Origin of the sequence: Collimonas fungivorans Ter331, from assembly GCF_000221045.1 — a bacterium.
Classification (GTDB): domain Bacteria; phylum Pseudomonadota; class Gammaproteobacteria; order Burkholderiales; family Burkholderiaceae_D; genus Collimonas; species Collimonas fungivorans_A.
In genome coordinates, this window is record NC_015856.1 from 4620817 (window position 1) to 4642356 (window position 21540).

The 21540-nt window shown below is 61.3% G+C and carries 19 protein-coding genes; all 19 read right to left on the reverse strand.

Going from position 1 to position 21540, the window contains the following annotated elements; genetic code table 11:
- Positions 1–77 precede the first annotated feature (77 nt).
- A complete protein-coding gene (gene ftsA, locus CFU_RS20495) occupies positions 78–1310 on the reverse strand; it encodes a cell division protein FtsA (protein ID WP_014007913.1) in 1233 nt (410 codons plus the stop codon).
- Between the two features lie 10 nt (positions 1311–1320).
- Positions 1321–2088, reverse strand: a complete 768-nt coding sequence (locus CFU_RS20500; RefSeq protein ID WP_014007914.1) for a cell division protein FtsQ/DivIB — start codon at positions 2086–2088, stop codon at positions 1321–1323.
- A 58-nt stretch (positions 2089–2146) separates the two neighbouring features.
- Positions 2147–3133 carry a D-alanine--D-alanine ligase gene (locus tag CFU_RS20505; protein ID WP_041742555.1) on the reverse strand — a complete coding sequence of 329 codons (987 nt, stop codon included), beginning with the start codon at positions 3131–3133 and terminating at the stop codon, positions 2147–2149.
- 26 nt (positions 3134–3159) lie between these two features.
- Positions 3160–4566, reverse strand: a complete 1407-nt coding sequence (gene murC, locus CFU_RS20510) for a UDP-N-acetylmuramate--L-alanine ligase (protein ID WP_014007916.1) — start codon at positions 4564–4566, stop codon at positions 3160–3162.
- 9 nt (positions 4567–4575) lie between these two features.
- On the reverse strand, positions 4576–5664 hold the full coding sequence (murG, locus tag CFU_RS20515; RefSeq protein ID WP_041742557.1) for an undecaprenyldiphospho-muramoylpentapeptide beta-N-acetylglucosaminyltransferase: 1089 nt from the start codon (positions 5662–5664) through the stop codon (positions 4576–4578).
- Positions 5661–6896: a putative lipid II flippase FtsW gene (gene ftsW, locus CFU_RS20520; protein WP_014007918.1), complete on the reverse strand. Its 1236-nt coding sequence runs from the start codon at positions 6894–6896 to the stop codon at positions 5661–5663. The genes murG and ftsW overlap by 4 nt, the downstream gene beginning before the upstream one ends.
- Positions 6893–8419, reverse strand: coding sequence for a UDP-N-acetylmuramoyl-L-alanine--D-glutamate ligase (gene murD, locus CFU_RS20525; RefSeq protein WP_014007919.1), 1527 nt, complete (start codon positions 8417–8419; stop codon positions 6893–6895). The genes ftsW and murD overlap by 4 nt, the downstream gene beginning before the upstream one ends.
- Positions 8420–8439: 20 nt before the next feature.
- The gene (mraY, locus tag CFU_RS20530) at positions 8440–9609 is read right to left on the reverse strand and encodes a phospho-N-acetylmuramoyl-pentapeptide-transferase (protein ID WP_014007920.1); all 1170 of its coding nucleotides are present in this window, start codon (positions 9607–9609) and stop codon (positions 8440–8442) included.
- Position 9610: 1 nt separating this feature from the next.
- Positions 9611–11029, reverse strand: coding sequence for a UDP-N-acetylmuramoyl-tripeptide--D-alanyl-D-alanine ligase (locus CFU_RS20535; RefSeq protein ID WP_014007921.1), 1419 nt, complete (start codon positions 11027–11029; stop codon positions 9611–9613).
- On the reverse strand, positions 11026–12561 hold the full coding sequence (locus CFU_RS20540; protein ID WP_014007922.1) for a UDP-N-acetylmuramoyl-L-alanyl-D-glutamate--2,6-diaminopimelate ligase: 1536 nt from the start codon (positions 12559–12561) through the stop codon (positions 11026–11028). Before CFU_RS20540 ends, CFU_RS20535 begins: the two co-directional genes overlap by 4 nt.
- The gene (locus CFU_RS20545) at positions 12558–14339 is read right to left on the reverse strand and encodes a peptidoglycan D,D-transpeptidase FtsI family protein (protein WP_014007923.1); all 1782 of its coding nucleotides are present in this window, start codon (positions 14337–14339) and stop codon (positions 12558–12560) included. The genes CFU_RS20540 and CFU_RS20545 overlap by 4 nt, the downstream gene beginning before the upstream one ends.
- Positions 14336–14608 (reverse strand): cell division protein FtsL, encoded by a 273-nt coding sequence (gene ftsL, locus CFU_RS20550; protein ID WP_014007924.1) that lies wholly within the window; start codon positions 14606–14608, stop codon positions 14336–14338. The genes CFU_RS20545 and ftsL overlap by 4 nt, the downstream gene beginning before the upstream one ends.
- Entirely contained in the window at positions 14605–15573 is a 969-nt protein-coding gene (gene rsmH / locus CFU_RS20555) for a 16S rRNA (cytosine(1402)-N(4))-methyltransferase RsmH (protein ID WP_014007925.1), read from the reverse strand. Before rsmH ends, ftsL begins: the two co-directional genes overlap by 4 nt.
- 10 nt (positions 15574–15583) lie before the next feature.
- Positions 15584–16012, reverse strand: a complete 429-nt coding sequence (mraZ, locus tag CFU_RS20560) for a division/cell wall cluster transcriptional repressor MraZ (protein WP_014007926.1) — start codon at positions 16010–16012, stop codon at positions 15584–15586.
- Between the two features lie 501 nt (positions 16013–16513).
- On the reverse strand, positions 16514–17056 hold the full coding sequence (gene ruvC / locus CFU_RS20565) for a crossover junction endodeoxyribonuclease RuvC (protein WP_014007927.1): 543 nt from the start codon (positions 17054–17056) through the stop codon (positions 16514–16516).
- A gap of 37 nt (positions 17057–17093) precedes the next feature.
- Positions 17094–18659, reverse strand: coding sequence for a bifunctional phosphoribosylaminoimidazolecarboxamide formyltransferase/IMP cyclohydrolase (gene purH / locus CFU_RS20570; RefSeq protein WP_014007928.1), 1566 nt, complete (start codon positions 18657–18659; stop codon positions 17094–17096).
- Positions 18660–18786: 127 nt separating this feature from the next.
- A complete protein-coding gene (locus CFU_RS20575; protein ID WP_014007929.1) occupies positions 18787–19020 on the reverse strand; it encodes a Fis family transcriptional regulator in 234 nt (77 codons plus the stop codon).
- 121 nt (positions 19021–19141) lie between these two features.
- On the reverse strand, positions 19142–20158 hold the full coding sequence (dusB, locus tag CFU_RS20580) for a tRNA dihydrouridine synthase DusB (protein ID WP_041742558.1): 1017 nt from the start codon (positions 20156–20158) through the stop codon (positions 19142–19144).
- Positions 20159–20243: 85 nt separating this feature from the next.
- Positions 20244–21374, reverse strand: a complete 1131-nt coding sequence (locus CFU_RS20585) for a GGDEF domain-containing protein (protein ID WP_014007931.1) — start codon at positions 21372–21374, stop codon at positions 20244–20246.
- Positions 21375–21540: the final 166 nt, after the last annotated feature.

Sequence of the window (21540 nt, forward strand, 5' to 3'; positions counted from 1 at the left end):
GCGGTGTGAGGCCTAGCAACTGACAACTGCGTGTTGCACAAACAACGTTAAAAACAAATTTCGTATAAAAAGCCGTCTTAAAAATTACCCAGGAACCATTCCTTCATGCGCTGCCAGATCGCCTTCGCCGAACCTTCCTGGCGCGTCACGATATAACCGCGCAGGTATTGTTTCTTCGCTTCCAGCAGCAGGCCCAGCACGGTCGAATAACGCGGGCTGCGCACCACGTCGGCCAGCTGGCCGCGGTAGTCCGGCGTCCCCAGCCGTGCCGGCTTGAGGAAAATATCCTCCGCCAGCTCGATCATGCCGGGCATCATGGCCGAACCGCCAGTCAGCACCACTCCGCTCGACAGCACCTCTTCGTACCCCGACTCGCGCACCACCTGGTGCACCAGCGCAAACAGTTCTTCGACCCGCGGCTCGATCACTGCCGCCAAGGCCTGGCGCGACAGGGTGCGCGGATTGCGGTCGCCCAGGCCGGGCACTTCCAGCGTCTCGCCCGGATCGGCCAGGATCTGCTTGGCCACGCCGTAGCGCAGTTTGATCTCTTCCGCCTCGTTGGTCGGCGTACGCAGCGCCATCGCGATGTCGTTGGTGATCTGGTCGCCGGCAATCGGGATCACCGCGGTATGCCGAATCGCACCTTCGGTGAACACCGCAACGTCGGTGGTGCCGCCGCCGATATCGACCAGCACCACGCCCAGCTCTTTCTCGTCGGGCGTCAGCACCGCATCGGCCGAGGCCATCGGCTGCAAGATCAGGTCCGATACTTCCAGGCCGCAGCGGCGGATGCACTTGACGATGTTCTGCACTGCAGACACCGCGCCGGTCACGATGTGCACCTTGACTTCCAGTCGGATGCCGCTCATGCCGATTGGTTCACGCACATCTTCCTGGCTGTCCACAATAAATTCCTGCGGCACCGTATGCAGCAACTGCTGGTCGGTCGGGATGTTGACCGCCTTCGCCGTTTCTATAACGCGCGAGACGTCGGCCGCGCTGACTTCCTTGTCCTTGATCGCCACCATGCCGCTGGAGTTGAAGCTGCGGATATGGCTGCCTGCGATCCCGGTGTAGACGTTGCGAATCTTGCAGTCGGCCATCAGCTCCGCTTCTTCCAGCGCACGCTGGATAGATTCGACGGTGGCCTCGATGTTCACCACCACGCCTTTTTTCAGCCCCTTGGACTCAGCCTGGCCCAGGCCGATGACTTCATGGCGCCCGTCGGACAATACCTCGGCTACCACGGCCACCACCTTGGAGGTGCCGATGTCGAGACCGACGATCAGGTTTTTTGCGTCTTTTGTCATAGTGTTTCGCTTATTTTTTCTTGCTTCCCAATCCGGTCGACAAGCCGCTCGCCTTCAGCGCCAAGCCATTCGGATACCGCATATCTACACTCTCAATCCGGTTCTGCAAACGCGACAGCAGCTGCGGATAAATCTGCACCAGCCGTTCCACACGGTCTTTCAGCGTGCTCTTGTTTTGCTCACGCCCCAACTCCACCGTCATGCCGTTGTCCAGTTTCACGGTCCACGCATAACGGCTCGATAAATCCACCTCTACCGGGTTCAGCTTCAACGGCGCAAACCATGCCCGAAAATCCGCCAGGCGCGCCGTAACATCTTTCTCGCTGCCCTTCGGACCCGACAGGCGCAGCAGTTCGCCGTCTTCCTCCGCTTCGTCGAGGTTGGCGGTAAACAAGTCGCCATACACCGACAGCAGGCGGCCGTCATCGTCCCAGGTGGCCAATGGCTGATGCTCTTCAATCGTCACGATCAGCGTATTCGGCCATTCGCGCTGCACCGCCGCCTTGCGCACCCACGGCACCGATTCGAATGCGCTGCGCACCGTATCCAGGTTGGCCGTGAAAAAATTGCCCTTGATGCGGGGCAGCGCGCTGGCGCGGACGATCAATGGGTTGACGCGCCGCAGCTCGCTCTGCCCCGCACCCTCGATCCTGATCGTCTTCAGCGTAAACATCGGACGCTGCGCCAGCCACCAGACGCCAGACGCCAGCAATGCGAGCGCAGCCAGCCCCAGCAGGGTGCCGGAAATCGCGTTCAGCATTTTGATGTCTTGCCACATGGTTATCGACTTTATCGCTTGGATCGTTAAGGTTTTCTATTCAGGTTGTCCACCCGGATCAGTCCGGCTTCCAGTCTGCCGACGGCTTCAGGTCCAGCGAGGCCGACTTCAGTATTTCCACACACAGGTCTTCGTAGCTCACACCGTCCGCCTTGGCCGCCATCGGCACCAGCGAATGGCTAGTCATGCCTGGCGAAGTGTTGATCTCCAGCAGGTACGGTTCGTTGTCGGAAGAGCGCAGCATGAAATCGACCCGCGCCCAGCCTTCGCATCCCAGTGCATTGAAAGCCTGCACCGCCAGCGCCTGTATGCGCTGCGTCAGCGCCTCATCCAAGGGCGCCGGACACAGATACTTGGTGTCGTCGGTAAAATATTTATGCTGATAGTCGTAATTGCCTTCCGGCGCGCGAATCTCGACGATAGGCAAAGTCCGCGCACGGCGGCCGGCGCCGAGCACCGGCACCGTCAGCTCGCGGCCGGCGACGAATTCTTCCGCCAGCACTTTTTCATCGAATTTGGCGCACAAGGCAAAACCTTCGCTCATGTCCGAATAGCCGACCACCTTGCTGATGCCGATAGTCGATCCTTCATGCGGCGCTTTCAGCATCAATGGCAAACCCAGCACGTCCGGCACCTGGCGCAGTTCTTCGCGGGTTGCACTGTGCGAATCCAGTACGATAAAACGCGGCGTCGGCAGACCCATGCTTTGCCAGATGCGCTTGGTCATGACCTTATCCATGCCTATCGCCGACGCCATCACGCCCGGCCCGGTATAAGGGATGCCGAGCTGCTCCAGCGCGCCTTGCAAAGTTCCGTCTTCGCCGTAACGGCCATGCAGGGCGATGAACACGCGATCGAATTTCTCCGCCGCCAGTTCGGCCAGGCTGCGCTCGCGCGTATCAAACAGATGGGCGTCGACGCCATGGCTTTTCAATGCCTTCAGCACGCCGTTGCCGGACATGATGGAAACTTCGCGCTCGGCCGAACGGCCGCCGAACAGCACGCCGACTTTGCCGAATTGATGACCTGTCTTTTTTTTGCTCATCGTTTCACTCATCGCTGTATTCATGTCTATTGCTCTACCAATTGCGCCAGCTTGCCGGGCACACCGCTGATCGAACCGGCGCCCATCGTCATCACTACATCGCCGTCGCGCACCAGGTTCAGGACCGACGCCGGCATGTCGTTGATGTCTTCCACAAACACCAGCTCGGCCATGCCCGCCACCCGCAAGGCATGCGCCAGGGCGCGCCCGTCGGCGGCAATGATCGGCGCTTCGCCGGCGGCATACACTTCCGCCAGCACCAGCACATCCACCGTCGACAACACTTTTACGAAATCTTCAAACAGATCGCGAGTACGGGTGTAGCGGTGCGGCTGGAACACCAGCACCAGGCGCCGTCCGGGATAAGCGCCGCGCGCCGCCGAAATCGTCGCCGCGGTTTCCACCGGGTGATGGCCATAGTCGTCGACCAGGGCGAATTCGCCGTTTGGCTTGCCGGCGGCGTCCTGCAGCTTGATTTCGCCGTAGCGCGTGAAGCGGCGGCCGACGCCGTTGAATTCGGTCAGCGCCTGCTGGATCGCGGCATCCGCGACCCCCAGTTCGCGTGCAATCGCAATCGCCGCGCAAGCGTTCTGGACGTTGTGCATGCCCGGCTGGTTCAGGCTGATCGGCATCGCCGCATAGCCTTTCTGGATCACCGTGAACTGCATGTGGCCGGCTACCGCCTTGGCATCGATCGCACGCACGTCGGCGTCGGCGTGGAAACCGTAGGTGGTGATCAGCTTGGAAATCTGCGGCATGATTTCACGCACGTTGGCATCGTCCATGCACAGCACCGCCACGCCGTAAAACGGCAGGCGCTGGGTAAACTCGACAAAAGCCTGCTTCAGCTTGCCGAAATCATGGTCATAGGTATCCATGTGATCGGCATCGATGTTGGTGATCACTTCGATCACCGGCGATAGGTTCAGGAACGACGCATCGGATTCATCGGCCTCGGCCACGATGAAATCGCCCGAACCCAGCTTGGCGTTGGCGCCGGCGCTGGTGAGGCGGCCGCCGATGACGAAGGTCGGATCCAGGCCGCCCTGGGCCAGTACGCTCGCCACCAGGCTGGTGGTTGTCGTCTTGCCATGGGTGCCGGCAATCGCGATGCCGCGCTTGAGGCGCATCAGTTCCGCCAGCATGACCGCGCGCGGCACGATCGGAATGTGCTTCTCGCGCGCAGCGACGACTTCCGGATTGTCCGCCTGCACCGCGGTCGATGTGACGATCGCGTGCGCCTGGTCGATATTCGCGGCGGCGTGGCCGCGGCTGACTTTGGCGCCAAGACCGGCCAGGCGCCGGGTCGCAGCGTTATCGCCAAGATCGGAACCGGAAATCGTATAGCCGAGATTGAGCAGCACCTCGGCGATGCCGCTCATGCCACTGCCGCCGATACCGACGAAATGTATGTTTTTTACTTTATGCTTCATGGTCTTTACTCATTGCGCACCTGCCAATTCTTCGAGGACCTGCGCGATCGCCTGGTTGGCGTCGCGCCGGCCGTTTTCATATGCTGCCTGCGCCATCGTCTGGCAGTCCTGGCGCGAAATCCGCGTCAGCAGCGCGGCCAGGCGCTCTTTGCTCAAGTCTGTCTGCGGCAAATGGATCGCCGCTTTCTGAGTCGCCATCCAGCGCGCATTGTCGCGCTGGTGCGAAGTGGTCGACGCCACCAGCGGCACCAGCACGCTGGCGACGCCAGCCGCGGTCAGTTCCGAAATCGTGATCGCGCCGGCGCGGCAAATCACCAGGTCGGCGTCGGCATAACGGCGCGGCATGTCGTCGATGAACGCCACCACCTCCGCTGTCACGCCGGCTGCGGCATAAGCGCTGCGCAAGGCATCGATATGCTGCTTGCCGGACTGATGCGTGATGCTGGGCCGCAGGTCGGCCGGAATCAAGGCCAGGGCTGCCGGCAAACAATCGTTGAGCGCCTTCGCGCCCAGGCTGCCGCCCACCACCAGCAAACGCAAAGGACCGATGCGGCCGCCGTAACGCTGGTCCGGCAGCGGCAAGGCCAGGATTTCCTTGCGCACCGGATTGCCGGTGACCAGCGCCTTGCTTGCGGCCTTGCCAAAATCCGCGGGGAATCCGAACAGCACCCGCTGCGCCAGCGGCGTCAGGGTCTTGTTCGACAACAGCAGCGCCGCGTCGGCGTTCACCAGCACCAGCGGCACGCCGCGCAAGCGCGCCATCGCGCCGCCTGGCACCGTCACATAACCGCCCATGCCCAGCACCACATCGGCCTGGCGCCGGCCCAGGATGCGGAAACAGGCAGGGAAACTGGCCAGCAAGCGCCAGACGCCGCGCAAGGTATGCGCCAGGCCTTTGCCGCGCAGGCCGGAAAAGGTGATCTGGTCCATCTCGATGCCATGCTGCGGCACCAGGTCGCGCTCCATGCCATGGGTAGTTCCCAGCCAGCTGACTTGCCAGCCGCGCGCACGCATGGTGTCGGCAATCGCCAGGCCAGGAAATATGTGGCCGCCGGTACCTGCGGCCATTATCAATAGACGTTTTGTGCCGAGGCTCATGCCCGTCCCCCGCGCATCAGAACCCGGTTTTCGTAATCGATGCGCAGCAAGATCGCCAGGCCGACACAATTGATCAGCACCCCGGAGCCGCCGTAGCTCATCAGCGGCAAGGTCAGGCCCTTGGTCGGCAACAGGCCCAGGTTGACGCCCATGTTGATGAAAGTCTGCACACCGATCCAGATCCCTATGCCCTTGGCCGTCAAGCCGGCAAAAGTCTGGTCCATGGCGATCGCCTGGCGGCCGATTTCAAAAGAGCGCTTGATGATCCAGTAAAACAGCATGACCACCACCAGCACGCCGGCAAATCCCAGTTCTTCGCCAATGACCGCTAGCAGGAAATCGGTATGCGCTTCCGGCAGGTAATGCAGTTTCTCGACGCTGGCGCCAAGGCCGACGCCGAACAGTTCGCCGCGGCCGAAAGCGATCAGCGAATGCGACAGCTGATAAGCCTTGCCCAGGGCATTCTCTTCCGCCCATGGATTCAGGTAAGCGAAGATCCGCTCGCGCCGCCATGGCGACAGCCAGATCACCAGGGTGAACATGCCGGCCAGCATGGCGCCTATGCCGCCGAACCAGACGCCGTTGATCCCGCCCAGGAACAGGATGCCCATCGCAATGCAGACGATCACGCCGAGCGCGCCGAGATCCGGCTCCAGCATCAGCAGCAGGCCGACCAGCCCGACCGCGGCGGTCATCGGCAGGAATCCCTTGGTCAGCTTGTGCATCACTTCCTGCTTGCGCACCGTATAGTTGGCGGCGTACAGGACAATGAACAGCTTCATCAATTCCGACGGCTGCAGGTTGAATACGCGGAACGACAGCCAGCGCTTGGCGCCGTTGACGCCGCGCCCCAGACCCGGCACCAGCACCATCGCCAGCAGGATCAGGGTAATCACGAACAGGTACGGCGCCCAGCGCTGCCAGGTGGCGATCGGAATGCGGAAGGTCACCAGCCCGGCCAGCAGCGAAACGCCGATGAAAATCGCCTGCCGCACCAGGAAATGGCCGTTGGTATAGTTCGAATACTTGGGCGAATCTGGCAGCGCGATCGAAGCCGAATACACCATCACCAGGCCGAACAGCATCAGCAACACGACCACCCACACCAGCGGCTGGTCGTACTCCATCATTTTCGAACGCTGGACGCCGGGTTTCTGGCTGTCGAGCGTGCGCGGCCGCGCCGGCGCATTATCCGCCGGCTTGCCTGAAAATGATGGGAAGGCGAATTTCATAGCCCAACCTCGCCGCGCGACAAAGCCAGCTCACGTACGGCATCGACGAATACCTGCGCGCGATGGGCGTAATTGCGGAACATGTCGAAACTGGCGCAAGCCGGCGACAACAATACCGCATCGCCCGCATACGCCAGTTCGGCGGCGCGCGTCACTGCCTCTTCCAGCGTGGCGCAATCGACCATGGCGACGCCGGCGGCCTGTTTTTCGACCGCGGCGCGGATCACCGGCGCATCGCGGCCGATCAGCAGCAATGCCCGGCCATAAGTGGCCAGCGGCGCCGCCAGCGGGGAAAAATCCTGTCCCTTGCCTTCGCCGCCGGCGATCAGCAGCAGGCGACTCGCGTTACCATCGCCGTCGCAGCCGCGTCCCAGGCCGTTCAAGGCCGCCACCGTGGCGCCAACGTTGGTGCCCTTGCTGTCGTCGTAATATTCGACGCCGCCGATCGTCGTCACCAGTTCGACCCGGTGCGGCTCGCCGTGATACTCGCGCAAGCCGTGCAGCAGCGGCGCAAAAGGCAGGTCGATGGCGCGGCACAAGGCCAGTGCCGCCAGCGCGTTGGCGGCGTTGTGACGGCCGCGGATCCGCAGTGCGTCGGCCGGCATCAGGCGTTTTACTGAAACCGGCAGCAAGGCCAGTTGTTCCTTCTTGCTGCGCCGCTTTTCGACCCGTTCCTCTTCATCGCCCGGCACCGCCACCGACAGCCATTGCATGCCGTTGTCGCTGACCAGGCCGAAGCAGTCGCCGTCCAGCGGTTCGTCGAAACCGAAACTGATGCTGTTGCCGTTGTTGAACTGCATCGTCAACGGATCGTCGCGATTCAGCACCCGCACCGTATCGGCGCTGAAAATGCGCGCCTTGTCGGCCACATAGGATTCCATGTCGCCATGCCAGTCCAGGTGGTCCTGGGTGATGTTCAGGATGGTTGCGGCATCGGCGTGCAGGTTGCAGGTTGCATGCAGCTGGAAACTGGACAGCTCCAGCACCCAGACCTGCGGCAAAGCGTCTTTTTCCAGCGCGTTGCGCAGCACATCCAGCGCCGCCGGGCTGATATTGCCGGCCACCTGCACCGTCAGGCCGGCGCGCTCGCACAACAGGCCGGTCAGGCTGGTGACCGTGGTCTTGCCGTTGGTGCCGGTGATGGCAATCACCTTCGGCGTATACGAGCGGCTCTCGCGCAATGCCGCCAGGGCTTGCGCAAATACTTCGATTTCACCCCATACCGGGATGTTGCGGTCAGTCGCCGCCGACAGGATTTCCTTCAGCTCGCCGGTAGGCGCCAGGCCCGGGCTGGTGACAGCGAAGTCGATGCCGTCCAGCAGGCTGACGGCAAAACCGCCTTCCGCGCCGGAGGCGACGAACTCCACCGCCGGAATTGCCTGTTGCAGCAGCGGCAGGCGTTCCGGTGCGCTGCGGGTATCCGCCACGCGCAGCGTCGCACCGCAGTGCGCCAGCCACAATGCGGATGCCAGGCCCGATTCTCCGAGCCCTAATACCAGAACATGTTTACCCGTGTAGTCCATTACCGCCGCTTACCTTCCGTTTACCTGAGCTTTAGAGTTGAAAGTCCAAACAGCACCAGCATCATCGAGATGATCCAGAAACGCACCACAACCTGCGTTTCTTTCCAGCCTTTTTGTTCATAGTGATGGTGCAAAGGCGCCATCAGCAATACCCGGCGGCCGACGCCGAAACGTTTTTTGGTGTACTTGAAGTAGATTACCTGCAACATCACCGACAAAGTCTCTACAACAAAAATACCGCCCATAATGAACAGCACGATTTCCTGGCGCACGATCACCGCCACGGTGCCGAGGGCGCCGCCCAAGGCCAGCGCGCCGACATCGCCCATGAAGACCTGGGCCGGATAGGCGTTGTACCAAAGGAAGGCAAGTCCGGCGCCGGCCATCGCGCCGCAGAAAATCAGCAGTTCGCCGGCGCCCGGGATATGCGGGATCAGCAGGTATTTGGCGAAAGTCACGTTACCGGTGAGGTAGGCGAACAAACCCAGCGCCGCTCCTACCATCACAGTCGGCATGATCGCCAGGCCGTCCAGGCCGTCGGTCAGGTTGACCGCATTGCTGGTGCCGACGATAACGAAATAGGTCAGGGCCATGAAACCCCAGACTCCCAGCGGATAGCTGATGGTCTTGAAAAACGGCACGATCAAGTCGGCCTTGGGCGGCAGGTCCAGGCTGAAACCGGACTCGACCCAAGCCACGAACAAGTCCCAGACCTGGGTATTGTTCGGCGCCGATACCGAGAACGCCAGGTAGATCGCCGCCACCACGCCGATCACCGATTGCCAGAAATATTTTTCGCGTGAACGCATGCCGTTCGGATCCTTGTAGACCACCTTGCGGTAATCGTCGACCCAGCCGATGGTGCCGAAACCCAGCGTCACCACCAGTACGATCCAGACAAAACGATTGCCCAGGTCGCTCCACAGCAAAGTCGAGATGCCGATCGCAATCAGGATCAGCACGCCGCCCATGGTCGGCGTGCCGGATTTGATCAAGTGCGTCTGCGGACCGTCGGTGCGCACCGCCTGCCCGACCTTCAGGCGGGCCAGCATGCGGATCACGCCGGGCCCCGCGATCAAGCCGATCATCAACGCCGTCAACGTCGCGAACACGGCGCGAAAGGTGATGAAGTTGAAGACGCGCAGGAAACTGAAATCCTGCTGAAAATTTTGTGCCAGCCATAGCAGCATGTTAGTGAGTCCCCTCAGATGTTGTACCGGCCAGATGCTGGACAGCACGCTCCATTTTCATGAAGCGCGACCCTTTGATCAGCACCGTGGTGTCCGGCGTCATGGTCGCATCGAGCGCGGCTAGCAACGCTGCGATGTCGTTAAAGTGTTGTGCCTGCGGGCCGAAGGCGGCGCTGGCGTCTGCCGCCAGGTCGCCCAGGGTGAACAGTTGGGTAATGCCGCGCTGCTGCGCATAAGCGCCGATTTCCTGATGGAATTCGCGTCCTTCGTTGCCGACTTCGCCCATGTCGCCCAGCACCAGCAAACGCGGCGCGGCCGATTGCGCCAGCACGTCGATGGCGGCCCGCACCGAATCCGGATTGGCGTTGTAGGTGTCGTCGATCACCAGCGCGCCGGCGCAACCGGCGGCTGTCGCCAGTTTGCGCTGCAGGCGGCCGCTGACCGGTGCAAAGGTTTCCAGGCCGCGCTTGATCGCGGCGACGTCGATGCCGATCGCCAGGGTGCAGGCGATGGCGGCAAGCGCGTTGCGCACATTGTGTTCGCCGGCGGCGGCCAGCTGTAAAGCGAATATCTGCGGACCGCCCGCGGTGGCGAAGGTAACGATCAGGTCGCTGCCGAAACCATGCGCCGCGCCGGTGTAGCTGCAGCTGACATCGGCGTCGGCGGTCAGGCCGAAACTGATGCTGCCAGCCTTGTCGGCGGCATAACCGCGCCACAGGCCGGTAAACGGATCATCTGCCGGGAACACCGCGATGCCGCTGGCCGGCAAGCCGCGTATCACGCTGCCGTTTTCTTCAGCGACCGCGGCGACGCTGGCCATGAATTCCTGGTGCTCGCGCTGGGCGTTGTTGACCAGCGCCACGGTCGGCTCGGCCAGCGCTGTCAGCAGCGCGATTTCGCCGGGATGGTTCATGCCGAGCTCGATCACTGCAGCCTGGTGGCCGGCGCCCAGCCGCAGCAAGGTCAGCGGCACGCCGATCTCGTTATTGAAATTGCCGCGCGTCGCCAGCGACTTGTCCACGCCAAAAGCCGCGACCAGGATCGCGGCGATCATTTCCTTGACGGTAGTCTTGCCGTTGCTGCCGGTGACCGCAATTAGCGGCAGCGTGAATTGCTGCCGCCAGCGCTGCCCTATCGTACCGAGTGCAACTCGAGTGTCGTTCACCACCAGCGCCGGCACTGCCAGCGCGGTCAATGTAGCCGGTGTGCGCTCCACCACCACCGCGGCTACGCCTTGGGCGATCACCTGGTCCAGGAAATCATGGGCGTCGAAACGCTCGCCGCGCAAGGCGACAAACAGGCAGCCCGGCGTTACTGCGCGGCTGTCCGTGCACAAGCCGTTGACCACGACCTGGTCCTGGCCGGCGCCAACCGAAGGCAGTCCCAGCCACGCTTGCAATTGCGACAATGAGACGTTCATGCAGCGCCGCCTTTCATCGTGGCCCGCGCGGCCAGCGCCAGCGCGGTATGGTCGGCATCTAGAAACGGCAATTTCTTTCCTTTTATTTCCTGATAGGTTTCATGTCCTTTTCCCGCCAGCAAGACCACATCGGCCTTGGCCGCGTGGCGCACCGCCCACAAGATCGCTGCCGCGCGATCTTCCAGCGCCTGCGCGGCCTGCGGCGCTTTCATCCCGGCCAGGATCTGACCGATGATGAGGCTCGGCTCTTCGCTGCGTGGGTTGTCGCTGGTGACGATGACGTGATCCGCGAGTTCCGCCACGGCGCCCATCTGCGGCCGTTTGCCGGGATCGCGATCGCCGCCGCAACCGAATACGCACCACAGCTGGCCGTTGCGCTGCTGCGCAACTTGCCGCAGGGTATTCAAGGTTTTGTCCAGCGCATCAGGTGTATGTGCATAATCGATCACTATCAGCGGCGCGTCATGGCCGCCGAACTGCTGCATTCGACCCGGCACCGCAACCAACAGTTCAATCGCATTCAGCGCGGCATCCCAGGCCACGCCTTTAGCCAGCAGAACGCCGAGGATGCCCAGGGCATTGCTGACATTAAACTGCCCTACCAGCTGAGTCTTGACCTGCGCCGAACCGAAAGGCGAATCGACATGGAACGCCGTGCCGTTGGCATTGGTGCGGATCGCCGAGGCGCGCAGCACCTGGACGCCCGGCACCGCCTGCAGTTCCTCGCAGGTGTAGCCGATCACGGGAATCGCCGGCTGCTTCTGCCGCAAATGATCAATCAAGCGCAAACCCATGGCGTCGTCGAGATTGATCACCGCCTGCTGCAATCCGGGCCAGTCGAACAGCATGCGCTTGGCGGCTTCATAGTGCTGTTCGTCGCCGTGGTAGTCCAGGTGGTCGCGCGTGAAATTGGTGAACAGGGCGATGTCGACATGCATGCCGTTCAGGCGCCCTTGCTCCAGCCCGATCGAGGAAGCCTCGATCGCCAGCGCCGCTACTCCTTGCCGCCGCATGTTGCTCAGCGCCTGCTGCAACAGCAGCGCATCGGGCGTGGTGTTGCCGGTTTCCTCGAACTCGCCGCGCTCGCCTTGCATATAGATTCCTGTACCGAGGGTGCCGATCACGCCGGTGGCCTGGCCCAGGTGCGACAGCGCATGGCCCAGCCACTGGGTGCAAGAGGTCTTGCCATTGGTGCCGGTGACGGCCACCACCAGCATGTCCTTGTCTGCCTGGTCGTAATAGCCGTGCGCGATCTCGCCGCTGAGCAGCTTGAGTCCGCTTACCGCGCGATGGGCGACGCGCCATGCCGTATCCCAGGCAAATTTTTCCTTCTCGTACAGCACTGCGGACGCGCCGTTCTCCAGCGCCTGCGCAATATAGGCGCGGCCGTCCGCGGCATCGCCGGGATAGGCGAAAAACACGTCGCCGGCTTTCACCTTGCGCGAGTCCGACACCAGCTCCGCGCCGGCCGGGGCAACGCTGTCCAGCCATTGCTGGATTTCCGGAAGTTGCTGTAGCTTAGGCTTTGTCACAAGCCCTCCTGCGGACCGTCGGTCGGGATGATGATGTCAGTGACGCTGGAATCGGGCGGCACGTTCAGCGCCCGCAGGGCGTTTGCAGCAACCGTCGCGAACACCGGCGCCGCGACGTCGCCGCCGAAGTGCGAGCCGACGCTAGGTTCGTCCACCATGACCGCAATGATCAGGCGCGGATCGGAAGCCGGTGCGAACCCGACGAAATCGGCGATATATTTTTTGACGTATTTGCCGCCTTCGATCTTGTAGGCAGTGCCGGTCTTGCCGCCCACGCGGTAGCCTGGCACCTGCGCCTTCGGCGCTGTGCCGCCGGGAGCGGTAACCCGCTCCAGCATGGCGCGCATGGTCAGTGCGGTCTTTTCCGACACTACGCGCTGGCCGACCGGAGGTTCGTTCACTTTCTGGAACGACAGCGGGATCAAGTCGCCGTTGCGGGCAAAGATCGTATAGGCATGCGCCATCTGGATCAGCGATACCGAGATGCCGTGGCCATAGCTCATGGTGGCCTGTTCGATAGGCCGCCACGATTTGAACGGGCGCACGCGGCCGGCGACCGCGCCGGGGAAGCCGAATTTCGGCTGCTGGCCAAGGCCTACCGTGGTAAACATCTCCCACATTTCCTCGGCCGGCATTTGCAGCGCGATCTTGGCGGTGCCGATATTCGACGACTTCTGGATGATCTGGGCGACGCTCATGTTCCACACCGGATGCGGATGGGAATCGCCCACGGTCGCGGTGCCGATCGTCATTTTGTCGGGAACCTGGAAGGTGGTGGTGGCCTGCACCCGGTTGGTGTCGAGCGCGAGCGCCACGGTAAACGGCTTGAGCGTCGACCCCGGTTCGAAGGTATCGGTCATCACGCGGTTGCGCAGCTGGGCGCCGGTCAGCACCGAGCGGTCGTTCGGGTTGTAGCTGGGCAGGTTGGCCAGCGCCAGCACTTCGCCGGTCTTGGCGTCGACCACCACGATGCCGCCGGCCTTGGCCTTGCTCTTGGCCACCGCTTCTTTCAGCTGGGTAAAGGCGATGTACTGGATCTTGCTGTCGATCGACAGCACCAGGTCCTTGCCGTCATGCGGTTCCTTGACCGCCTCGATGTCCTCGACGATACGCCCGAGCCGGTCCTTGATCACGCGCCGGCTGCCGGTAGTGCCAGCCAGGTTTTTCTGCTGCGACAGCTCCATGCCGTCCTGGCCGGCATCTTCCACATTGGTGAAACCGACCACGTGCGCCATCACCTCGCCTTCCGGGTAGAAACGCTTGTATTCCTTGCGGGTCTCGATACCGTCGATGCCAAGCTTGATGATCTGGTCCGACACATCCTGCTCGACCTGGCGCTTGAGGTAGACAAAATTGCGGTCGGAATCGAGTTTCTTGCTGAGTTCGGCGTAGCTCATGTCGAGCAGCTTCGCCAGTGCCTGCAGCTTCTCTTTCGGCGCCGCCTGCACATCTTCAGGAATGGCCCAGATTGCCTTCACCGGCACCGACGACGCCAGCACCTGGCCGTTGCGGTCGGTGATCTTGCCGCGCGTGGCCGGCAATTCCAGCGTGCGTGCATAACGCGACGCACCCTGCTTTTGCAGGAAGTCGGTGGAAATCCCTTGCAGCCACAAGGCCCGCACGATCAGCGCCAGGAAGGCGGCGAACATGGCGAACAGCACCACCCGCGAGCGCCAGACAGGCAGCTTGACCTTGAGCATCGGGCTGGCCGAAAACGGCACCCCCTTGCCGGCGGCAATCCGTCCTGCGTGGGAGCTGCGCGGGGGATTGCGCGTCATTTTTCCCCCACCGTCAGATATTGGGTGCGGGCAGCGGTCAGCGGCACCATGTTCAGGTCGCGCGTCGCGCTGGCTTCAATCCTGGCGTTCTTGCCCAGCGTCGACTGATCGAGCTGCAGCTGGGCCCATTCGATGTCGAGCTGGCGCGACTGGCTAGCCGCCCGTTCCAGCTCGATGAACAGCTGGCGCGCCTGGTACTGCGCGTTGACCAGCGCCAGTGCGCACAGCACCAGCGCCAGCGCCAGGACAAAATTGAGGCGCCCGCTCACGGCTGGACTCCGACAGGCGCAGCCAGGCGCTCGCCGACTCGCATGATGGCGGAACGCGCGCGTGGATTGTCGGCCACTTCGGTATCGGATGGCTTGACCCGCGCCACCAGCTTCAACTCCGGCTGCGGCAGGTCAACCGCGCGAATCGGCAGGCGACGGTCGGGCTGCGGCAGCCTGGCTTTGGAAGCCATGAACTGCTTGACGATCCGATCTTCCAGCGAATGAAAGCTGATCACGACTAATCTCCCTTGCTGGGCCATCTGCCGAAATGCCTGATCCAGTACTATCTCGAGTTCTTCAAGCTCTTGATTGATGAAAATCCGTATAGCCTGAAAGGTACGAGTGGCCGGGTCTTTGCCTTTCTCACGGGTCTTGACGGCGTTTGCCACGATCTGGGCAAGCTGTCGTGTGCCAGTAATGGGCTGGACTGTCCGGCCAGCAACAATCGCCTTTGCAATCTGAACAGCAAACCGTTCTTCCCCATAATCACGTACCACCTTTCCGATCGTTTGTTCATCTGCGACTGCCAGCCAGGCGGCTGCCGACATGCCGCGCGTCGTATCCATCCGCATGTCGAGCGGGCCGTCGGCGCGGAAACTGAATCCGCGGCTGGCGTCGTCCACCTGCGGCGACGAGATGCCCAAGTCCAGCAACACCCCGTCGACTTGTTGAATGCCTCTTTCCTGCAATGCCTGCGCCATCGTCGCAAAGCTGTCGTGCACGATCTCGAAACGCGGATCGGCTATCTCGGCCGCAGTGGCGATCGCCTGCGGATCCTTGTCGAAAGCGATCAGGCGGCCGCGCGGCCCCAGGCTTTGCAGGATCTTGCGGCTATGGCCGCCGCGCCCGAAAGTGCCGTCGACATAAATGCCGTCCGCACGCGCACCGGTAATCGCCAACGCACTGACAGCCTCATCCAATAACACGGTGCGGTGCTGGAACTCGGGCACCACTGATTCACTCATGGCAGGCCCGTCAGAACGAAAAATTGCTTAACACTTCGGGCATGCCAGCCGCAACTGCTTGCGACTCGCTCTCGGCCAGCTTGGCCGCATCCCAAATCTCGAAATGGCTTCCCATGCCCAGCAGCATCACCTCGCGCGTCAGGCCGACGGCCGAGCGCAGCTCAGGCGCCACCAGGATCCGGCCGGCCGAATCCAGTTCGACGTCGGAGGCATTGCCCAGGAAAATCCGCTGCCAGGCGCGCGCCGACATCGGCCAGGCCGCGATCTGTTCGCGGTGGCTTTCCCATATCGGGCGCGGAAACAGCAGCAGGCAGCCGTGCGGGTGCTTGGTCAGCGTCAAACGCCCCTCGCACTGGATGGTGAGCGCGTCACGATGCTTGGACGGCACTGCCATCCGCCCTTTCGCATCGAGATTTAATGCTGACGCACCCTGAAACACCGCACACGCTCCTTAATTTAATCTTGAAAATATTCTCTGCCGGCATGTAAAACCGCTCTGCAAATGCCCCACAAAAAAACACTTTTCCACACTTCCACCCACTTTAGAGGATGCACTATTCTAGGTCAAGCCATTTAGCTGCCGGCAATTGCAAAATACTCGAGTAAAGTCAATGACTTAGCGCTGGTATCTAACAATCGACCGAGAATGTTCTTACATTGAATTACTAAATAAATGAAGGACTTAGCGCGATATGTAAATGTCAGCTCTTAGATATACACATGTGTTTGCCGCGATTTTGCTGAAACAAAGGTTCACAATTGAACGAGCCTTCCTACATGCAAAATGAGACAGATCGCAGATAAAGCGGGGAGTAGGCGACTTGATAGCGCGGGATGAACTGCTGCAGATGACGGAATAAAATGAAATCCTGCTGTAACGATAGAAACCAGCCTCGAACAATGCACCACATTCGGGAACTAGGCTGACAACAATAGTGGCTTAACCCACTAGCCGGCCGCCGCGCACCCGCAAACCCTTCTTGGCCAGACCCGGCGCCAGCGCACTCAGGTGCGCCAGCGCATCGCCGCTATGGGCATGGCAGATCGCCACCGCCAACGCATCGGCGGCGTCGGTGCCCGGCAAGCCGGGCAACTGCAGCAGCCGCTGCACCATGTCCTGCACCTGCTGCTTTTGCGCCTTGCCATGGCCGGCCACCGCCTGCTTGATCTGCAGCGCGGTATATTCAGCCACCGGCAAATCCGCGCTGACCAAAGCGCAAATCGCCGCGCCCCGGGCTTGCCCGAGCAGCAGCGTCGATTGCGGATTGACGTTGACGAAGACTTTTTCGATCGCCGAACAATCCGGCGCATAGGTGCGGATGACCTCCGAAACGCTGGCCAGGATCACCTTCAGGCGCTGCGGCAGATCGGCGTCCGGCGTCTTGATGGTGCCCGACGCGATATAGCTGAGCTTGTTGCCCTGCTTGTCGATGACGCCAAAACCTGTGGTCCGCAGACCGGGGTCGATACCGAGGATTTTCATATACCCAGACGATGGCCGAAGCGCCGGTCGCTGCTGCTTAGTGACGGAAGTGGCGAGTGCCGGTGAGTAGCATGACCACGCCATGTTCGTCGGCCGCATCGATCACTTCCTGGTCGCGCATCGAACCGCCCGGCTGCACCACGCAAGTGGCGCCGGCGTCGACCACCACATCCAGGCCGTCGCGGAACGGGAAAAACGCATCCGAAGCCACCGCCGAACCGACCAGCGACAAACCTGCATTCTGCGCCTTGATCGAAGCGATGCGGGCGGAATCGACCCGGCTCATCTGGCCGGCGCCGACGCCCAGCGTCATGCCGTTGCCGCAAAACACGATGGCGTTCGACTTGACGAACTTGGCGACGCGCCAGGCAAACATCAGGTCCTGCAGCTGCTGCTGGGTCGGCTGCTTCTTGCTCACCACTTTCAGTTCGCTCAGGGCGACGTTGCGCGCATCCGGCGATTGCACCAGCAAACCGCCGCCGACGCGCTTGAAATCGTGCAAGTTGATGTTGTGCGCCAGCGGGATTTCCAGCAAACGCACGTTCTGCTTGGCGGCAAACACCTGCTTGGCCTGCTCAGTAAAGGACGGTGCGATGATCACTTCAACGAACTGCTTGGCGACCGCTTCAGCCGCGTTGCCATCCAGCTCTTGGTTGAAGGCGATGATGCCGCCAAAAGCCGAAGTCGGGTCGGTCTGCAGCGCCTTGCTATACGCCTCCAGCGGATTGTTGCCGATCGCCGCGCCGCAAGGATTGGCGTGCTTGATGATGACGCAGGCGGTTTCGCTGAAAGTCTTGACGCATTCCCAGGCCGCATCGGCATCGGCGATATTGTTGTAAGACAGTTCCTTGCCTTGCAGCTGCTTGTAATTGGCCAGCGCGCCCTCGACATGGCGGGTATCACGGTAAAACGCCGCCGACTGGTGCGGGTTTTCGCCGTAACGCATTTCCTGCACTTTTTCGAAATGCAGGTTCAGCGTTTCCGGATAAGCGCTGCGGGTAGCGTGCTGCTTGTCTTCGCCCAGCGAAGTGAAATAATTGGTGATGGCGCCATCGTACTGGGCGGTATGGGCGAACACCTTCTTCGCCAGCGCGAACTTGGTGCCGTAGCCGACTTCGCCGTCGTGCGCCTTCAGCTCGGCCAGCACGCCCGCATAATCGCTGGGATCGCACAGCACGATCACATCCTTATGGTTCTTGGCCGACGAGCGCAGCATGGCCGGGCCGCCGATGTCGATATTCTCGATCGCGTCCTCCAGCGAGCACTGCTCCTTGGCGATGGTCTGCTGGAACGGATAGAGATTTACCACCACCATGTCGATCAACGGGATCTGGTGCTGCGCCAGGGCCGCCACATGCTCAGGAAAGTCGCGGCGCGCCAGGATGCCGCCGTGCACTTTCGGATGCAGGGTCTTGACGCGGCCGTCGAGCATTTCCGGGAAACCGGTGTAATCCGCCACTTCGGTGACCTTGATGCCGTTATCGGCCAGCAGCTTGGCGGTGCCGCCCGTCGACAGAATATTCACGCCCAGCGCCGACAACTCTTTTGCGAAATCAAGTATCCCGGTTTTGTCGGATACGGAAATGAGGGCTTGTTTAATCATGATGAAAACTCTGGAAGGGAAGGAAAACGGATAAATACATCATTGGCGGGAAACACTGCCTCCTTTAGCGAGGACGGCAGCTTGCTGTCAGTTTCTGGCTTGGCGCCGCTGATCCTTGGACTGCCTGCTACAAAAGACCGTGCTGCTGCAATTTCTTGCGCAAGGTGTTGCGATTGATGCCCAGCATTTCGGCGGCATGCGACTGGTTGCCTTCGGCGCGCGCGATCACGGCTTCCAGCACCGGTTTTTCGACCGTGGAAATCACCATGTCATACACATTCGACGGCGGCTGCTCGCCCAGGTCCTTGAAATATTTTTCAAGGCTTTGCTTCACCACGTCTTGGATACTTTCTTTGCTCATTCTTTTTTACTGTTCTTTTTTTAGGATTCAGGCAGTTCCATCAGCGTTCGGTCCATGGCGTCATGCCCACCTGGTGCCCGCCTGCCGGGAAATTCCTGCATCTGTTTCTAGTTGATCTGATTCAGGCCGCCAGCATCTGCTCGGCCACACCGTATTGTAACCGCTCCCCAAACGCAAACTGCGATTCGAAGAAGCTATTTACTGCGGCCAGCTGCTGGCCGCAATCTTCCAGCAGGTTCATGCGTTGCCGAAATGCTTCGCCGCCGGGCAAATCGCGCACATACCAGCCGATATGCTTGCGGGCGGTGCGCACTCCCAGGTAATCGCCATAAAATCCATAATGCGCACGCAGGTGTTCATCCATCAGCTGTTGCACTTCCGTCACCAGCGGCGCCGGCAAATATTCCCCGGTGCGCAAATAGTGCTCGATCTCGCGGAAAATCCACGGCCGGCCCTGCGCCGCACGTCCCACCATGATGGCGTCGGCCTTGGTGTACTCCAGCACTTGCCGTGCTTTTTCCGGCGTCGCGATGTCGCCGTTGGCCACCACCGGGATCGTGACCGCGGCCTTGACCGCGGCAATCGTCTGGTATTCGGCATCGCCGCTATAGCCGTCAGCGCGCGTGCGGCCATGCAAGGTCAGCATGGCGATGCCGCTGGCTTGCGCCAGCCGCGCGATATTCAAGGCGTTCTTGTTGAGGCGGTCCCAGCCGGTGCGGAATTTCAGCGTGACCGGCACGTCGACCGCGCTCACCACCGCTTCCAAGATCTTCGCCACCAGTTGCTCATCTTGCAACAAAGCCGAACCGCACCAGCTGTTGCACACTTTCTTGACCGGACACCCCATGTTGATGTCGATGATCTGCGCACCGTGGTCGACATTGTATTTTGCGCACTCCGCCAGCATCAGCGGATCGGCGCCGGCGATCTGCACCGCCCGCGGCTCCATCTCGCCATCGTGGTTGATGCGGCGCGAAGTCTTCTCGGTCTGCCACAGGCGCGGATTGGAGGCTGCCATTTCCGACACCGCATAGCCGGCGCCCAGCTCTTTGCAGAGCTGCCGGAACGGTCTGTCCGTGACGCCCGCCATGGGCGCCACAAAGACGTTGTTACGCAGGAAATAAGGGCCAATATTCACGACGGCGTCACTGACTCGAGATGGAATCACAAGGGGAAAGGCGTCATTTTATCCCGATTGCCGAGGCAAGCGGGGTTTTGCACAATCAAAGTTCGTCTTCGGCCGAGGTGCTGGAACTGCGCAGATGCTGGGTGGCGTAGTGGATCAGCTCATCCAGGCCGCGGCCGTCGGCGCCGTAAGTGGCCACTCCTATCGACAGCGCGAGCCGGATCGACCAGTTTTCGATGTTCACCGGATGGTGCTTGAAATGGCCGAGGAAAGTCTCGGCCAGGTTATCGGCGTCGACCGTGTCGGTAGCCGGCAACACATACAGGAATTCGGTGGCGTTCCAGCGTCCGCCGCTGTCGGTCTTGCGCAGCTGGGCGCCGGTATCCTTGGCGAACGCCGCCAGGATATTGTCGGCCACCGCCCAGCCGTAGAGGTCGTTGATCTTGTGGAAATCGTCCAGCTGGCAGTACAAGATGGATAACGGCGACTCGTCGACGACTGTAGCCGCCACCGCTTCTTCATAGACGTGCACGATGCGGCGCCGGGTCAGCAAGCCGGTCAGCGAATCAAGCTGCGCCTGGCGCGTGAGCAGGTGCGACAGGTTGGACTGCTTCCAGATCACTTCACAGACATGGCCGAAAGCCTGGAACGAGGCAAACCCGGTTTCCGAAAAATAATCCTCGCTGTCGGCGTAAAACACCATCATGCCGTGCATGCGGGCTTTTTCCGAACGCAGCGGTATGGCCAGCGCAGCCTTGGCCGAGCAACGCTCGGGATGCGCTTGCCAAGGGGTAAACAGGGCATGGAAATCGCTGTCGTGGCCAGCCTCCCAATCGGCGACCTGGGCAAACGGCGCAACGTAGTCGAAACAATCCTTGGCCAGTTGCCAGTTATCCGACTCGTCCAGCGCCTTACCGACAATTGCCGCCGGCTTGATGGTCGCTTCCGAATCGTCCTGGCAGAAACCGACCCACACCAGCCGGATATGCGGACTGGCAGGCAGGACCATCTGGCACAGGCGTTTCACGCTTTCACGGCCGCTATAGGCCTGGGGCAGGGTTTGCAGCAACTGGTGCAACACGCCGACCAGCGCCAGCTGCTCATCGTTCAGCGCCGGCGCCGTGGTGGCGGGCGCACTCTGTTTCCCCGCGGCCGCATCAACCACTTCGGCCAACGGCACAGGGGCAGCGGTACGCTGCGCCCAGGAGGGAAAGAGATTAAGTTTCATGCTGGCAGTCCCGCTGTTGTTTTAATTCTTGTTAGCAAGATTAGCACAAGCACGCTGCTTTTATCGCAACTGTTTTTGCAACAGCTTATACAGATTTATAGCGATTCCCGGCACTTGCCGCGAAAGCCCAACATAAGCGGAAAACCGCCAGCGGCATCAATGTTGC